Source organism: Facklamia hominis CCUG 36813, from assembly GCF_000301035.1.
Lineage (GTDB): Bacteria > Bacillota > Bacilli > Lactobacillales > Aerococcaceae > Facklamia > Facklamia hominis.
The window spans coordinates 832828-847948 of record NZ_JH932292.1 but is presented as its reverse complement, the minus strand read 5'-3'; the positions used below and the strand labels follow the sequence as shown (position 1 = coordinate 847948).

The window sequence follows — 15121 nt, the reverse complement described above, 5'->3', positions numbered from 1 at the left end:
AAGATTGAAACAGACTAAACAAATTCTTTTCTCAGCCTTAGCGATTATTCTATTATTACTTAGTCTAATGAGAGGTCTTACGACTGATAGGGATCTCTCCCTTGACTCAAATTCCTCACTGGAAAATAGCCATCAAGTTGAAAATAAAGAGCTAGTCAAAGGGGAAGCTTATTATGATCTAGAGGATGTAGCGGCCTATATTCACCAGTATCAAAGCTTGCCTGCTAATTATATTACGAAAAAGCAAGCTCAAAGTAAGGGTTGGCAACCTGGTGATCCCTACTATGTGGTAGGTGGAGATTCCTTTGGTAATCGTGAAGGACAATTACCTAAAAAATCAGGGAGACGTTATTATGAGGCAGACCTTAAGGCGGGTTATACCAATCATCGAGGACCTCTGCGATTGGTTTATTCAAATGATGGGCTGATCTTTTACACACAGGATCACTATGATAGTTTCGAACAACTTTATTGAAGTTAAGGGGGCACTCGAATGAACTATATCTTGGATGCAGTATATTGTCAGGACCTCAAGGAAACCTATGATTACTGGATTGATTTATTTGACCTACCAGACTATACCGGGCATAACTTAGATGCCTTGTGGGATGCAATGACTGACCGATCTTATAGTCGAATAGAGGTAAACCATGCTCGCTTATTTTATGAACAGTTGGCGGAGCGTGGATTAGCTTTTTTAGATCTATTGGGTGACTTGGATCGGGATGGCTATCATCAAGTTATAATAAAATGGTAATAGGAAAGGAATCGAATCATGTCACAAGCGAAGGTCAAGATGGGACTATATATTCATATTCCTTTTTGTCAAAAAAAATGCCACTATTGTAATTTTTTAACATTTACGGATCAAGCCAATGAAGTTGATCCCTATATTGATTATTTGATTCGAGAAATGGCATTTTATCAGGAACAAAATTATTTGATTGATACCATCTATTTTGGTGGCGGGACACCTTCTTATTTATCTGCTGACCAGATGGTAAGAGTGATGGAGGGAGTTTATCGCTATTTTGAAGTGAGCCAAAGGGCTGAGATTTCGATTGAGATGAATCCTGAATCGGTTACTAGTCGCCGATTAGATAGTTATCTTGAATGCGGCTTTAATCGGTTTTCGATGGGTGTTCAATCTTTCAATGATGAAGTGTTAAAAATGATGGGGCGACTCCATGATCGAGCTACGGTCTTTGAGAAGATTGAATTGATGAAGAATAAAGGGATCGATCGACTAGGGATAGATTTGATGTTTGCTAATCCTAAGCAAACCTTGGAGATCCTAGAAGATGATTTGAATCAAGCACTGACGCTTCCCCTTACTCATTTATCAATTTATTCATTGATGATTAAGGATGATACACCTTTAAAACGCTGGGTATTAACGGGTCAGGTAAAGTTACCGAGTGAAGAATTAGAGAGGACGATGTATCATTATATTCAGGAGCGTCTAAAAGCAGCAGGTTTTGAACAGTATGAAATTTCAAATTTTGCCCGTCCAGGCTATGAAAGCCGCCATAATAAAAAATATTGGCGCCTAGATAATTATTTAGGCTTAGGCTTGGGAGCTTCTTCAAATGTGGATTTGATTCGCTATGATAATGAACGATCATTTTCAGCATATTATCAAAAGATTGATCGGGGGCTTCCACCTGTTATGTCTCAAGAAGTGATGACTTTAGAGGATCGTGAAAAGGAATATATCATGCTGAATATGCGGCTTTTAAAAGGTTTTTCAATTCCTGAAATTAATCAGCGATTTGGAATTGATTTTTTGACAAAATATCAGAAAGCCATTGAAAAGCACTTAAATACAGGGATCATCCAATTGAGTGAAGACCGCATAGCCTTTACAGAGCTTGGTTTAGACATTGGCAATCAATTTTATCTTGATATTTTGTAAATGATGGTATAATGAACTTGTAACGATTCAATTCCGTCTTAAGACGGAGGTTGAAAAAGTTATTGTAGTTGATAATACAATTAAAGGAGAGGATATAAATGTTATCATTGGAATCATTTTTTAAGCAAATCCCTAAAGATGCTTGGATTTATAATTATGTAGCTTCATTTGTTTTCTATATTATTGGAGACTTCAATAACTTCATGTCATTGATCTTGTTCCCTATTACAATTGCATTAGTCCTTTATGTATTGACATACGTCATTGATGGTAAAGAATATACGCAGTATCTTGGCTTTTATCCATTAGAACGAGATACGATTGCTTTTATTATTTGTCTTATCTGTAATTATATTTTATGGCACTTGTCCTTTGGTCTATTAGTCATTGCCCTTGCTTTAATTATTTGGCAAAATGTACGTCGGGCTTAATCAAAATTAACCCCCATCTAGTGTTTTTCTAATCACTAGATGGGGGCTTTGTTTGTAATTTTGAAGGATTTGATTTAATTCGTAGGTTTATATTTATTTTGAAGGATTATTTCTAATAAACTTTCGTAGATCGGTTGATTACCTAAGAACTCACTCACCAAGTCGGCGGTGTAGCAGGCGATCATCATGGGGAGTAACCAGGGGAGTGAGGCACCGGTCATTTCCATAATTAAAACCATCCCTGTTAAAGGAGCACGAACGATCGCTGCGAAATGACAGGCCATCGCAATAATCGAAAAGTAAGGGATTAAATCGGCAGAAGCTAATCCAAGTTGAGCAAGGGTCAAACCATAAATTTGGCCGACAAGTGACCCTAAGGCTAGTAGGGGAAAGAAGATTCCTCCTGGAATTCCTGAGCAAAAAGCTAGTAAAAGTAGAACCAATTTAACGAGGTATAGGTAACCTAGATTCGGTAACGTTAAGGAAGATTCGAAGGGAAGCTGAATCAAATTAGCGCCCGATCCAAATAATTGTGGGTCATAGAGTAGAAAAAGACCAGTGACTAAGAATGGCAAGGCTGTCTTAAGATACAGTGGGGCCTGCCAATTTGAGAAAATATTTTTGAGACTTAGAATGCCTTGATTAAATAGAAGCCCAGAAAAAGCGACTAAGATACCTAGTAAGAGGCATTGAATCAAGTTCGGGAAGTTATCGGAGTTAAATACCGGAATTGGAATGGATACCCGGTTGCCGAGGATATATTTAGCGGTTAAGCTAGAGCTAGCGATTGTGATTCCCGTATAGACAAATAATCGACGATTAGATTGATGAAGCAATTCTTCGATGACAAAAAAAAGACCTGAAAGAGGGGCGTTAAAAGCGGCTGCCATTCCTGCTCCAGCTGCACCAGCAATCAGATAGTTGGAGACTTCTTCCTTACTTCGACTTAATTGAGCCATTCCTTGACCGATAGAAGCCCCAATTTGGACAGAAGGGCCTTCGCGGCCTAACGTAAGTCCTGAACCGATGGTGGCTAAACCTCCTAGGAATTTATAGATGAGGACGCGCCACCAATTTTGTTGTAATTGACCTTGGAGTTGTCCTGATACCTGGGGGATTCCAGAACCAGAAATGTTACTTTCGGCTTTAAGACAGTAGCCTGCAAAAACACCAAGAATGAGTAATAAGCCTAAAAATAAAAGACCTTGAAAAAAGTGTTGTGAAGACTGGACAAGCAAGCTTTGTAAAAGATGATTGATTTGACTAAGAGCTAATCGAAAATAAGCAACGATAATACCGGTTAAAGTACCGGTTAAGAGGGCGAGCCCTAAGGGTTTTATTCGAAGGGTATGAGAGTGGGACACAAGAAACATCCTTTCTAATAGGCTAAAAGATTAGGAAATATTGATAAGTGAATGGGTATATTAAAATAATTATCGTCTCTGGAGCGCTTTATTAATTAGGGTTATTTTTTGAAGTCGTAAAGCAGTTGATTAGAATCAAGTAGGCTTAGTAGTGTGTTCTCATCAGAGAGCTTATATTTTTGTTGATGATAAACTTGTTGATCGGGAATCAGTAGGCTAAGTAAAGACTGATCTGGTAGACGGTCTACTACGATTCGGTCAACATGTTGATACGGAAGTTTTTTAATAGTAAAAGTGATGCCTTGAAGAACAAAAAAGCCATCCTTAGAGACACCCTTACACCCAGCCATTGATAAGGAATAGATCATAAATAAACCCAACAATAGATAAGCTTTCGGGTCCATTCTTAATCCGCGACCAACAAATAACAATATCAGTAACGTTAGAACTTGGGCAATCCACCAAGAAGGTGTGATCGTTTCCCGAAGGATTATTTGACGTTTTAAGTAAAGGTTATAGCTGATAGCGCCTAAAAGGATAATTAATATAGGATAAAAAAAGATAGCAGACATAAAAACCTCCAATTTTTTACTTGGCTTAACTATACCATAATTCGATAGCAATAAATCAGGTAATTTTAAGGACTAAGAATAAGTGCTGTAAGAAAATGGGAGCAGAGGGTCTATTTTTTAGAGGAGTTATTATATTTATCAGCTTATTGATAGGCTAATTACGAAAGACTAAGCTATATTAATTGTATGTAGGAGTGAATCTTGTTATACTTGTAAACAGATTTAATAGAGGGGGATTCTATGAAAAATAAACATATGCTTGGGAAACTTGGATTACTCTTGACGGCATTAATCTGGGGATCGGGCTTTACTTTTTCTTCAATTGCACTGAAATACTTTACGACGTTTCAAGTGATCGCTTTACGTTTTACGATTGCTTTTGTCATTTTATTGGTGATTAATGTGGGTAAATTAAAGAGAATTTCAAAGGACGAATTTATAAAAGGCGTCACAGTGGGAGTTATTTTATTTTTAGCTTATTTCTTTCAAACAAAGGGACTTGAGTTTACCACTACGTCAAAGAACTCTTTTTTAACAGCAGTCAATGTCGTCATTGTTCCTTTTATAGGATGGCTTGTTCTTAGAGAAAAGTTATCAAAGAATGCGTTGTTGGGGGCTTTGATTTCTTTAATTGGAATTGGATTCACTTCTTTCTCTGGGGGAATTGGTCAAATCGCCTTTAATTTCGGGGATGCTTTGTCACTAATTGGTGCCGTCTTCTTTGGAGCCCATATATTTTATATGGACCATTATGGGGAGGGAATGCCAAATTGGTCCTTGATGCTTCTTCAAATGGGGGCTGCAGCAGCCCTTAGTTGGATAGCGGCCTTCTTCTTAGGCGAAGCCAATATTCATTTTACTCAAGAGTCTATCCTACCTATTTTATATGTTGGAATTGTTGCAACACTTGTTGGTTATGGCCTTCAAACCATTTCACAAAACTATACTACCAGTAATGAAACAGCAGTTATTTTATCAACAGAAGCCTTTTTTGGAATGTTAACAGCTATTTTGATTTTAGGAGAGCCTGTTATGTTGACTATGATTGTGGGGGGAATTTTGATTTTCTGTGGTATTCTAGTAGTAGACTTAAAACCGCTTAAAGAAAGTTAGTTTTGATGGCTGCTTAATGAAAAAACTTAAATATCTAGTCGTTTACACTGTGATGAAAATCTGGTTTGAGCGACTAGTTTTTTTATGATCATTTATGTAAATGATTAGAAAAGATAAGGAATTCGTTTTTTTTTTTGGAAAACAACTAGTTTGGCTAACTTTTATTTGATACACTAGCGGAGTATTTCATGATTGTTTTGGAGAGGAGATGGCGAGAAATCATGTTTTTTGATCGTGAATATGAGCATTTGAAAAAATTTGCAGAGGATCTATTTGACCATCCGGAACTAGGCTTCAAGGAAGAACGAACTCAAGGTAAGGTGATAGATTACATTCATTCGGTTAATCCGAAGGCCAAAATTAAAACTTTTGCCTTAACTGGACTTCGTGTGGATCTAAATCATAATTGTCAACATACCATGGCCTTCTTGGCTGAATTGGATGCGGTCTATACCCCAAACCACTTCCGAGCAAACCCTCAAACCGGAGCGGCACATACATGTGGTCATTTTAGCCAGGTGACGATTGCATTAGCTTTGTACCACTATTTTTTTGTGACTCAAGCCTATCAGCAGTTAGATTTTAATCTAGCCTTTATCTTCGTACCAGCGGAGGAATATTTGGACTTACATTATCGGCGTGGTTTACGAGACCAAGGGAAGGTGGTTCACCTTGGTGGTAAGGCAGAAGCAATGCGTCTAGGGGTCTTCAATGATATCGATTTTGCGATTCATATTCACTCCATCGGTGAGCGTTTTCATGAGCCAACAATTGAATTGGCATGTGATTTGGCAGGCTTTTGTTATAAATACTTTGATTTTCAAGGTAGAGCCAGTCATGCCGGCTTTGATCCTTATTCAGGAGTGAATGCTTATAGTATGTCCACCCTGTTTAATACAGCAATTGGTTTAGCTAGGCAACAAATGCGCGAAGATGTTTATTTACGCTTAAATCCAATTATTATGGATGCAAGCAGCATGTCGACAAATGTGATTCCAGATCAAGTTCGTGTAGGAACCGATATTCGATCGATGTCATTAGATTATATGAGGGAAGTATCGCAACGTTTAGATCAGATGGCACAAGGCTCTGCATTAGCTTTAGGTGGGCAAGTGACCTGTGAGACAGAAATGGGCTATCTTCCTTTTCATCAAGATGATTATTTGACGCAATTAGCTAAAGAGGCATTTATGGCCTATCCAGCAATCACAGGTTTGATCGACCAACGAGGGGCAATTGCTGCAGCGGGAGATATTGGAGACTTATCATATATGCTGCCTTGTATTCAGATTTCTTATGGAGGCTTTGAAGGACGTATTCATGGGATTGATTTTCGGATGATTGATCCAGAATTCGTGCTAAAGACCTTCCCAGACTATTTGGTTCAATGTATTCACCATATCAGTGATTCAATGGATTACAACAAGCTATATCGACGGTCATACTCGGACTATTTATCAACCTTAACAACGATGTTATAAGATTATTAATTGAAGGAGAAGGACATTGACACATAAAAAATCATTAATGTATTTAATTCCCTTTATTTTGCTTGCGATAGTTGCTGCAGAATGGATTGGTTTTAGAAGTTTAAGCCTAGGTCGTTTTACCATAAATATTTTACCCCTTGTTTTTGCGGTATTAATTACCATGATATTTGCTATTCCATTATGGCGTAAAGGAATTTTGAAGAAAATCTATTCGCCCGAAAATATTAAATTTGCATCAGGAAGTTTAATGTTTATTATGTTGCCTTTAATGGCTCGTTATGGAGCCGATGTTGCTCCCAATCTAAAGGAAATCCTCAAAGTAGGCTGGGTTTTCTTATTGCAAGAGTTAGGGAATACGGGGACGGTTATTTTAGGGATGCCCATTGCTTTATTACTTGGGTTGAGACGGGAAGCCATTGGTGCAACGCTTGGACTTGGCCGTGAAGGAGAACTGGCTTATATTTCAGAAAAGTATACTTTGGATTCGGCAGAAGGTCGAGGTGTCCTTTCGTTATATTTGATCGGTACCCTATTTGGATCTATTTTCTTTAGTATTGTAGCCCCGCTATTTTTAAAACTGGGGCTAGATTATCGAGCTTTAGCAATGGCTTCTGGACCAGGCTCAGCTTCAATGATGGCAGCTTCCTCTGCTTCGATTGCAGCATTAATGCCAACAGAAGCAATGGCGGAAACAGTTCGTTCTTATGCGGCTGCTAGTCAATTGCTGACAAGTTTTTTGGGAACTTATACGATGTTCTTCATAGCCATCCCAATGCAACGATTCTTCTATAATTTCTTTACGAAAGGAGATCATTATGACCATGGAAAATAGTTCAAAGCAGAAATATTTTGATTTTGGTGCACGAATCGCTTTAGGCTGTTTTTTAATTCTTTTTACACAAGGAATTAAGCTATTAAAGAATCCAGCTTCCACTCCAATTACTGGATGGACGCTTTTAGGTCTTCTTATTTTATGGCTCTTTTCCATGTTGGGAATTTTTGTGGCCGATTTTATGAAGGCCAAAGAGATTCCAGTAGCGAAAGATTTTCCAATTCTGGGATGGGTTTCGATCGTTTCTTTAATTTTTTGCTTGATTTTTGGCGAAGTGATCATCAAGTCCATCCAATCGGTTGACTTTCTAGCGGTTACAACGCCTATTTTGGCAGTAGCTGGGATCTCGGTAGCCGATAGTCTAGTTGATTTACGACGTACCTCCTGGAAGATAATGATTGTGGCAGCCTTTGTTTTTATCGGTACCTACTTAGGGAGTGCTCTTATTTCTCAATTAGGTTTATGGTTAACTGGCGCTTTATAAAGTAATTTCAGAAAATCTGGCAGAAATTCTGCTGGATTTTTTGCTTAAAGCAATATTTGTCAGCTTTTAAGATTAAAAGTATAATTCGATTATGGTGGATGGGAGGTTGAAAATGTGTTGAGAGCCAAGTCAGGGAAGGGCCTTTTAGTGATGATACTAATTTTCACTTTAACTGCTTGTGGTAAAAGTCCCTCTGTTAAAAGTTTGGAGCACGATATTAGTCAAACAATAACGAAAAAGCAAGTAGACCAAGATGAGTTGGAATCACTTGTACAACGTTATCAAAAATTGACGGATTCAGAAAAAAGACAGGTCGCTAACTATCAAGAGTTACAAGAAATTCAAAGAAAAATGGATCAATTGGCAATTGATCACGTGGAATTACTTATTAAATCGATTAACCCGTCCGTTCCAGATGGACAAGAGTCCATCCAAAAAGCGAGAAGAGCATATGATGATCTGACAGATGATCAACAAGCTTATGTAGCGAATTTTAGTGATTTGCTTCAGGCTGAAAAAAAGTTTAAAGAGACTGTGTTTACTCAGACCTTTCAACTAATGGATAAAATGAGCGACTTAGCGGTTCAAGATCTTGCTGCTGTTGACACATTAAAAACGCTTTATTCTAAATTAACTGCTTCACAAATCCAACATTTGCCGCAAAATTATCAAGGGATCGACTCCTTTATCAAGGATTATAAGATTAATCTGTTTGATTATTTAGTAGATAATTCATCTTATCAAAGTGGCTTAACAAATGGTCAGCAGACTAAAGAATTATTAAATTTGATTCAAATATATAAGTTACTAAGTGCGGAAGATCAGACTCAGGCTCAACAAATAGAGACTTTTAAAAAAATGATACAAAACTATCTTTTTTATTATAATAATCGGCAGTGGGATGACCCTGTTTTTCAACGTTATCGATATTTGCAAGAATGCCAGAAGATTCCATTCGAGAAGTTAACAAAGTATCCTTCTAGTTTAAAAAATCGTAAAATTAAAATTACGGGTCAGATCATAAAATCCAAACACGGAAGCTTGATTCAACCGGCCCATCTATGGATTCAGGAAGATAATAAACCTGACCAGATATACCGGTTAACGGATTTACGGATTGCAAAGGAACCTAAATTAAAAGTGGGTGATTCATTATCTTTTTATGGCGGTTACATGGGCTTGGAGGATGGAGAGCCACAGATAGATCTGCGTTACACAGAGCTTGACAACTTAGGCGTAATCACTAATAATGATCCTTTGATGAAGATTAACTTCGATGAAGCCTTGGAAGACAAGCGTTTGGAACTCTATAAGGCGGCAAAGACGATACAATAAGGAGGACACCATGAAATACGTTGTGCAAATATTGAAATATATAACCATTTTAGTCTGTGTAGGCATCTTGACATATTTCTTCTTGCCAAGACAGTCTGAAAGCCCAAAAATTGCTACGCAAGAAATTGAGGCATCAATGGCAGATATTGGCGAATTAGCAACTTCGGAATATCGGTATAAGATTTCACAAGTGAGTGAAAAACCGAATAAGAAGGTATTAGGTTTTAACTTACCCTTTACAGACTCTAAGGTGTTATATAGTTATGAAGGAGTGATTAAGGCGGGCTTACAGTTTGAGTCGATAAAATTTACGGTGAATGAAGCTAAAAAGACAATTTATGTAGAATTACCAGATACTCAGATTCTTAGTCAGGAAGTTTTTCCAGATAGTTTATTAGTTTATGATGCAAGCTATAGTCCTTTTAATAATTTTACCTTCGAGGATATGAACCTTTCTCTAAAGGATTTGAAAGAAAGAGCTCAGGAAGATGCAATTAAGAATGGTTTACTTGAGGCAGCCCATGATAATGCGATTAAATTACTTGATTCGACCTTATCACGCTTTTATGATCAAAAGGAATATCAGATTGAGTACTATTAAATCAATTTATTAGACGTGAGTTGAATGATAGATAGCTTGACATTCAATCCATCAGCTTTTATACTTTTTAAGTCTTTTTGCTTACGATCGATCGGACCCAATGTTTGCCCGTGAGATGATTAATAAATGTATTGGAAGGGGTTGACTAATGAATCTGGCTTATTTTTTTAGAATAATCGAGGATAATCATCCTAGTCAAGTTCCTTTAGTCGTCGTTTTACTATTTATCGTTGTTTGTTATTTGCTAGCTAGAGTTGATTATTTAGTTAAGTTGTATGCTCTTTTTGCACTTTTTTTGCAATGTATGATTTTATTTTGGTATCAAGGATCGGGGCGGTTGTTAGCGGATGGCCTACCTCTTTATCATTGCCGACTAATCATTTGGATTTTAGGAGTGGGGTTGTTGTTGGGGCAGAATAATAAATTTATGAGTTGGATTAGTTTAATGGGGCTTCCATTTTCAGTGGGGGCTTTATTGATTAGAGATATGGATCCCTATTTATTTCCCCATGTGACCTTTGTGTATTATTTTTTGGGTCATGGCATGATTCTTATTTTATCCCTGATCTATTTGCGAAATGATTATTGTTCGCCTAGTTATAAAGAGATTAGCGCCTATACCTTGTTACTACATACTTTCATTCAAGGCATTAATATCTTTCTTCAGACAGATTATGCTTATTTAAGACAACTCCCCTTTATATCAGAGGCTACTTTTACTCATTCATCTTTTTTGATAGTGAGTTTGGTGGTTTTGATGGTTTCGTGGATTATGAAATTTTTGCAAGATAGAATACATTTAAGGCAGACATCAACTGAAGCGTTACTTTCATAATTGAATAAAAATTAACATTTTTTACGAAGGCTATGGTCAAATACCATAGCCTTTTATAAATATTTATGCAATAAATGTATTTAAAGAACCTACTTTGTTATTCGCTGATAGAACTTCTTGTCGCACAGCCTTTTTAATAAGCGTATAATGACAGCATACAAGGGAGCTTGAATGAGACCAAGCTTTAATATTATGGAGGCGGTAATATGATTTTGTCTCAAGAGGAATTAGAATGGTTAAAAGCATTACGGATGGATTTACATCTTCATCCGAAGGTGTCAGAACATGAAGCAGAAACGAAAATGCGTTTGATGAATTTTATTGGGCAACATTCATCTGTGAAGCTGGTAGATAAAGGGGCTTATTTTTATGCCATTAAGGATGAAGGGGCAACCGAAACGCTAGCCTTTCGTGCAGATATGGATTCAATTGTGAATTCTAAGATGCAAGCTTTCCATGGCTGTGGACATGATGGTCATTCGACAATATTGTGTGGGCTGATTTTGGCATTAGATAAAATTAAAACCGGAAAAAATATTGTCTATCTCTTTCAACATGCTGAAGAAAATGGAGTGGGAGCTAAGCAGTGCTGTGAAGTACTCGATGAGGCTAATGTCGATCGGATCTATGGATTACATAATTGGCCACATTTGACAAAGTTTTCGGCACATTTTCGTGCTGGAACACTAATGTGTGCTTCGACGGGAATGCGTTTAACTTTTGAGGGGATTCAGTCACATGCTTCTGAACCAGAAAAAGGTAAGAATCCAATCTATGCTATTGCCAAATTAGTCAATGACTGGCGACCATTAAGTGATTTTAGTGGTTATCAAGCCATGACTTTCCATGGCCAAAATTTCTCAGATCTAATCTTGTGTACGGTGGTTTCTGTTCGACTAGGGGAATCTAATTTTGGTGTGAGCCCAGGACAAGGAACCTTAGATTTAACATTGCGGGCGGCAAAAACTGAAGATTTAGATCAGTTACAAGCATTGATTCATAAAGAGGCTCAATATTTGGCGGATCAGGAAGGGCTTAAATTAGAGATGACCTTAACGGATACTTTTCCAGATACTTCCAATTCGCAGGCAGAAGTAGATCGCCTAAAAGTTATTTTTAAAGAGGCAGGATTACCTTTTGAGTTGCTACAAGAGCCGATTCGTTCCTCCGAAGATTTTGGTTGGTATTTAAAAAAACGTCCTGGCTGTTTCTTCTTTTTAGGTGATGGTCCCTATGCAGAACTCCATTCTGATCCTTATACATTTCCGGACGAATTAATCGAACGCGGCATAGAGTTATTTAGAGCGATCGCACTAGGTTAAACGGTCTTAAATATAGTTGATCAGTGTTTGGCTTGAGCCAGCTTATTCATTGAATCAGTATTTATTGTTGGTTTGATTGATCCTATTTGTATTGGGGATTGAAAAAAGAAAATGGAGAAAGTATTAGGTGAACATCGGGTCGGGTATCAGCAGGGATAATCTTTCATCATTCGATGTATTAGGGTCTAATTTTTGCTAGATTTTAAAATTTTACTTGCAATTTAGTATATTTGTTTTATTCTGAAATAAAGTGAATTAAAAGTAGGGATAAGGATGTTAAAACTGTTACAGATAGGGCTAGCCCTAGCGATTGTCGGGTTGCAGCTTTATGCGGTAAAAGCGATCACGTTTTTTTGTGATTCTCTCATTAAAGAAAAGCAAAGGAGACCTCATCAATCGGTTAAACATAACTAAAAACATTTGACAGATGTAAAAGAGGCGGAGACACCCAAAGTGCTCCGCCTCTTTTGCTAATATTGAATAAAAAAGTTATGCTAGGATTCCTCCATCTGCGATGAATTCAGATCCCGTTGAGTAGGAGGATTCATCAGAAGCCAGGAATAAGACTAAGTTAGAAATTTCTTGGGGCTCTGCCATTCGTTTTAACGGTATAAAATCAATCATAGCTTGAATCTGATCGAAAGCTTCCGAATGTTGGACCATCGGGGTGTTAATAACACCTGGATGTACGGAATTAACACGAATACCATAGTGGGCTAACTCTTTGGCAGCGGCTTTTGACATACCACGAACTGCAAACTTGGTATCGGTATAGCCAATCGCTCCCCCATTCATGCCATTAATGGATGAGATATTAACGATAGACCCTCCTTGGGCTTTTTTCATAGATGGAATGACATAGTGCATCCCTAGAAAGACAGAAATCTGATTAATTCCAAGTATTCGTTTGTAGTCTTCCAGACTAGAATGTTCGGTTGATAAGACAGTTGAGACACCTGCATTATTCACTAAAATATTGATTGGACCAAAAGTAGACTCTGTTTCTTGAATGACTTTTTTCCAGTCATCTTCAGAACTGACATCCTGTTTAATAAAAAGGACAGATTCTCCGAGTTCTTTAGCTAAGGCTTGGCCTTTTTCAACATCGATATCTGTAATCGCAACTTTAGCGCCTTCTTCAACAAATAAACGTGCATGGGATTCACCCATTCCTTGAGCGCCCCCAGTAATAATCGCTACCTTATTTTCTAAACGTCCCATTAAAACGCCCCCTTTAAGTGTTTGATTAAGTTAAGCATAGATGAAAGCTGTTTCAAAGTCAATGAATCTGATTTCAAAATGAGAAATGATTAGATTCATTGGCAGAGATTCTTAGTTCTTAGCTTGGAAACGCAGCCCCTTTGGATAGAAGTTTTTGATAGTTCCCTTGACAAGTTTTCCGAAGGCGACGGGCATTCCTTTTAGGCAGAGTAGATACCATCCATCTTTTTCGGAGGCTTTCAAGGTGAGACCGGCCATATAATCTTTCCATTGTTCTTGATCAATATCTAGATGAGCCATTGATGATATATCTTTCATAGCCATAGCTAAGGAGAAGGAAGGTTCAAAACGCCCTTTTAAAAATTGCCCGACTTCTAATCCCCAACGTAGGACTGAATGGAGGGGGATGCTTTCTTGTCCTTGAGGGATGAAATAAAGTGTATTTTGCTTAACAAATAGACGACCGTTGGATTCTTGTACGCAAGCTTTTAGTGGGCATTGGGAGCTAAAGGTTTGCCAGAGTTCTTTCTCTTGTTTGTTAGGAGAACGAAAGTCGGAATGGCTTGTTTTCGTATGTATCTTTGTTTGTGATGAATGTAATGGACTGATTGGTTTGATAAGTTGGGCTACAAAATGCCCCTCACCTGGATTTAGGTGAGGCCAGAGTCGAAGACAGCCTTCGAGTCCTTCTACACTCCCCCAATCAGGACGTCCATGGCTGACGCTTGCTAGAAATTGTTCCGTATCAATGGGAGCAATTTTTAGTTGATGTTCCTGGACTAACCAAGAGACAATGGCTTCATTTTCTTCGGGTGCGAAAGTACAGGTCGAATAGATGAGTCGGCCGCCAGGTTTTAGCATTTGAAGGGCAGATTGTAGGATATGTTGTTGACGAATGGCACATTCAGTCGGGTAATCAGGTGTCCACTGATCTAGGGCTGCTTGGTGTTTTCGAAACATTCCTTCTCCTGAACAAGGAGCGTCTACAAGTATGCAGTCAAAGGATTGTGGATAGAATGAAGTTAATTCATCCGGTCGGTAAGATGTTACTATACAATGTCCCACACCCCAATGTTCGATATTTCGTGAGAGTTCTTTAGCTCGTTTGGAATTAATTTCATTGGCAACAAGTAAGCCTTGACCTTGCATGGCTGAGGCGACTTGGAGAGACTTGCCTCCCGGTGCTGCACAAAGATCCAAGACCCACTCGCCGGGTTGACAGTTAGCCACACTTGCAACAATCATGGCAGAGGGGTCCTGATTATAGATATAGCCACTTCGTGCAAGCGGGCTGTTGCCAGAAATTTTACCTAGATAAGCAGATTCTGCATAGGGGGCAGGTTTAAGTGGATCTGGGAAAAAACTTTTTAAGGCAGCTAAAGCAGTTGGCTTTTCAGAATTTAGACGGAAGGCATGGTGTTGAGCTTGATCTTCAATGGCATGAAAGAGTGCTTGGCTTTCCTCAAGACCAAGGAGTTGTCGATATTTGTTCTTAAAGCTATCTTTTATAGGCATGAAATCCCCACTTTCTCAGTATAATCATACTCTAGCATAGGCAAGGGAAGGTCACAAGCTGGATTAATTTGTAGCGTTTTACTTTCAATTT

The 15121-nt window shown here is 38.1% G+C and carries 16 protein-coding genes; 12 read left to right on the top strand and 4 right to left on the bottom strand.

Annotated elements, in window-relative coordinates:
* Positions 1–4 precede the first annotated feature (4 nt).
* The 4 genes from HMPREF9706_RS03825 to HMPREF9706_RS03810 all read left to right on the top strand — a co-directional run bounded on the left by HMPREF9706_RS03825 (position 5) and on the right by HMPREF9706_RS03810 (position 2346).
* A complete protein-coding gene (locus HMPREF9706_RS03825) occupies positions 5–475 on the top strand; it encodes a ribonuclease domain-containing protein (RefSeq protein WP_006908068.1) in 471 nt (156 codons plus the stop codon).
* Between the two features lie 18 nt (positions 476–493).
* Positions 494–757: a barstar family protein gene (locus HMPREF9706_RS03820; RefSeq protein WP_006908067.1), complete on the top strand. Its 264-nt coding sequence runs from the start codon at positions 494–496 to the stop codon at positions 755–757.
* An 18-nt stretch (positions 758–775) separates the two neighbouring features.
* Positions 776–1915, top strand: a complete 1140-nt coding sequence (gene hemW / locus HMPREF9706_RS03815) for a radical SAM family heme chaperone HemW (protein WP_006908066.1) — start codon at positions 776–778, stop codon at positions 1913–1915.
* Between the two features lie 98 nt (positions 1916–2013).
* Positions 2014–2346 (top strand): hypothetical protein, encoded by a 333-nt coding sequence (locus tag HMPREF9706_RS03810; protein ID WP_006908065.1) that lies wholly within the window; start codon positions 2014–2016, stop codon positions 2344–2346.
* A 74-nt stretch (positions 2347–2420) separates the two neighbouring features.
* Here HMPREF9706_RS03810 and HMPREF9706_RS03805 read toward each other — a convergent pair whose 3' ends face one another.
* The gene (locus HMPREF9706_RS03805; RefSeq protein ID WP_231285831.1) at positions 2421–3719 is read right to left on the bottom strand and encodes a ClC family H(+)/Cl(-) exchange transporter; all 1299 of its coding nucleotides are present in this window, start codon (positions 3717–3719) and stop codon (positions 2421–2423) included.
* Between the two features lie 92 nt (positions 3720–3811).
* On the bottom strand, positions 3812–4282 hold the full coding sequence (locus HMPREF9706_RS03800) for a hypothetical protein (protein WP_006908063.1): 471 nt from the start codon (positions 4280–4282) through the stop codon (positions 3812–3814).
* A 240-nt stretch (positions 4283–4522) separates the two neighbouring features.
* On the opposite strand from HMPREF9706_RS03800, the gene HMPREF9706_RS03795 reads away from it, so the two are divergent.
* The 8 genes from HMPREF9706_RS03795 (at position 4523) to HMPREF9706_RS03760 (ending at position 12294) form a co-directional block, all read left to right on the top strand.
* Positions 4523–5395, top strand: coding sequence for a DMT family transporter (locus HMPREF9706_RS03795; RefSeq protein ID WP_006908062.1), 873 nt, complete (start codon positions 4523–4525; stop codon positions 5393–5395).
* Between the two features lie 221 nt (positions 5396–5616).
* Positions 5617–6876: a M20/M25/M40 family metallo-hydrolase gene (locus HMPREF9706_RS03790; protein WP_035392745.1), complete on the top strand. Its 1260-nt coding sequence runs from the start codon at positions 5617–5619 to the stop codon at positions 6874–6876.
* A 25-nt stretch (positions 6877–6901) separates the two neighbouring features.
* Positions 6902–7717: a DUF3100 domain-containing protein gene (locus tag HMPREF9706_RS03785; protein ID WP_006908060.1), complete on the top strand. Its 816-nt coding sequence runs from the start codon at positions 6902–6904 to the stop codon at positions 7715–7717.
* A complete protein-coding gene (locus HMPREF9706_RS03780; RefSeq protein WP_006908059.1) occupies positions 7701–8201 on the top strand; it encodes a hypothetical protein in 501 nt (166 codons plus the stop codon). Before HMPREF9706_RS03785 ends, HMPREF9706_RS03780 begins: the two co-directional genes overlap by 17 nt.
* 150 nt (positions 8202–8351) lie before the next feature.
* Positions 8352–9536, top strand: a complete 1185-nt coding sequence (locus HMPREF9706_RS03775) for a hypothetical protein (protein WP_231285888.1) — start codon at positions 8352–8354, stop codon at positions 9534–9536.
* Between the two features lie 10 nt (positions 9537–9546).
* Positions 9547–10137: a DUF4230 domain-containing protein gene (locus HMPREF9706_RS03770; RefSeq protein ID WP_006908057.1), complete on the top strand. Its 591-nt coding sequence runs from the start codon at positions 9547–9549 to the stop codon at positions 10135–10137.
* Positions 10138–10285: 148 nt separating this feature from the next.
* Positions 10286–10972, top strand: a complete 687-nt coding sequence (locus HMPREF9706_RS03765) for a TMEM164 family acyltransferase (protein WP_006908056.1) — start codon at positions 10286–10288, stop codon at positions 10970–10972.
* Between the two features lie 206 nt (positions 10973–11178).
* Entirely contained in the window at positions 11179–12294 is a 1116-nt protein-coding gene (locus HMPREF9706_RS03760; protein ID WP_006908055.1) for a M20 metallopeptidase family protein, read from the top strand.
* 489 nt (positions 12295–12783) lie between these two features.
* On the opposite strand, the gene HMPREF9706_RS03755 is transcribed toward HMPREF9706_RS03760, so the two are convergent.
* Both HMPREF9706_RS03755 and HMPREF9706_RS03750 read right to left on the bottom strand, forming a co-directional pair.
* Positions 12784–13515, bottom strand: a complete 732-nt coding sequence (locus HMPREF9706_RS03755; protein ID WP_006908053.1) for a glucose 1-dehydrogenase — start codon at positions 13513–13515, stop codon at positions 12784–12786.
* Between the two features lie 111 nt (positions 13516–13626).
* Entirely contained in the window at positions 13627–15030 is a 1404-nt protein-coding gene (locus HMPREF9706_RS03750) for an RsmB/NOP family class I SAM-dependent RNA methyltransferase (RefSeq protein ID WP_006908052.1), read from the bottom strand.
* Positions 15031–15121 lie beyond the last annotated feature (91 nt).

Excerpts from the sequence above, each read along its gene's own strand:
- HMPREF9706_RS03795 (WP_006908062.1), top strand. The coding sequence starts at position 4,523 with ATGAAAAATAAACATATGCTTGGGAAACTTGGATTACTCTTGACGGCA.
- hemW (WP_006908066.1), top strand. The coding sequence starts at position 776 with ATGTCACAAGCGAAGGTCAAGATGGGACTATATATTCATATTCCTTTT.
- HMPREF9706_RS03760 (WP_006908055.1), top strand. The coding sequence starts at position 11,179 with ATGATTTTGTCTCAAGAGGAATTAGAATGGTTAAAAGCATTACGGATG.
- HMPREF9706_RS03810 (WP_006908065.1), top strand. The coding sequence starts at position 2,014 with ATGTTATCATTGGAATCATTTTTTAAGCAAATCCCTAAAGATGCTTGG.
- HMPREF9706_RS03775 (WP_231285888.1), top strand. The coding sequence starts at position 8,352 with ATGATACTAATTTTCACTTTAACTGCTTGTGGTAAAAGTCCCTCTGTT.
- HMPREF9706_RS03770 (WP_006908057.1), top strand. The coding sequence starts at position 9,547 with ATGAAATACGTTGTGCAAATATTGAAATATATAACCATTTTAGTCTGT.
- HMPREF9706_RS03780 (WP_006908059.1), top strand. The coding sequence starts at position 7,701 with ATGACCATGGAAAATAGTTCAAAGCAGAAATATTTTGATTTTGGTGCA.
- HMPREF9706_RS03765 (WP_006908056.1), top strand. The coding sequence starts at position 10,286 with ATGAATCTGGCTTATTTTTTTAGAATAATCGAGGATAATCATCCTAGT.
- HMPREF9706_RS03790 (WP_035392745.1), top strand. The coding sequence starts at position 5,617 with ATGTTTTTTGATCGTGAATATGAGCATTTGAAAAAATTTGCAGAGGAT.
- HMPREF9706_RS03820 (WP_006908067.1), top strand. The coding sequence starts at position 494 with ATGAACTATATCTTGGATGCAGTATATTGTCAGGACCTCAAGGAAACC.
- HMPREF9706_RS03800 (WP_006908063.1), bottom strand. The coding sequence starts at position 4,282 with ATGTCTGCTATCTTTTTTTATCCTATATTAATTATCCTTTTAGGCGCT.
- HMPREF9706_RS03755 (WP_006908053.1), bottom strand. The coding sequence starts at position 13,515 with ATGGGACGTTTAGAAAATAAGGTAGCGATTATTACTGGGGGCGCTCAA.
- HMPREF9706_RS03750 (WP_006908052.1), bottom strand. The coding sequence starts at position 15,030 with ATGCCTATAAAAGATAGCTTTAAGAACAAATATCGACAACTCCTTGGT.
- HMPREF9706_RS03805 (WP_231285831.1), bottom strand. The coding sequence starts at position 3,719 with ATGTTTCTTGTGTCCCACTCTCATACCCTTCGAATAAAACCCTTAGGG.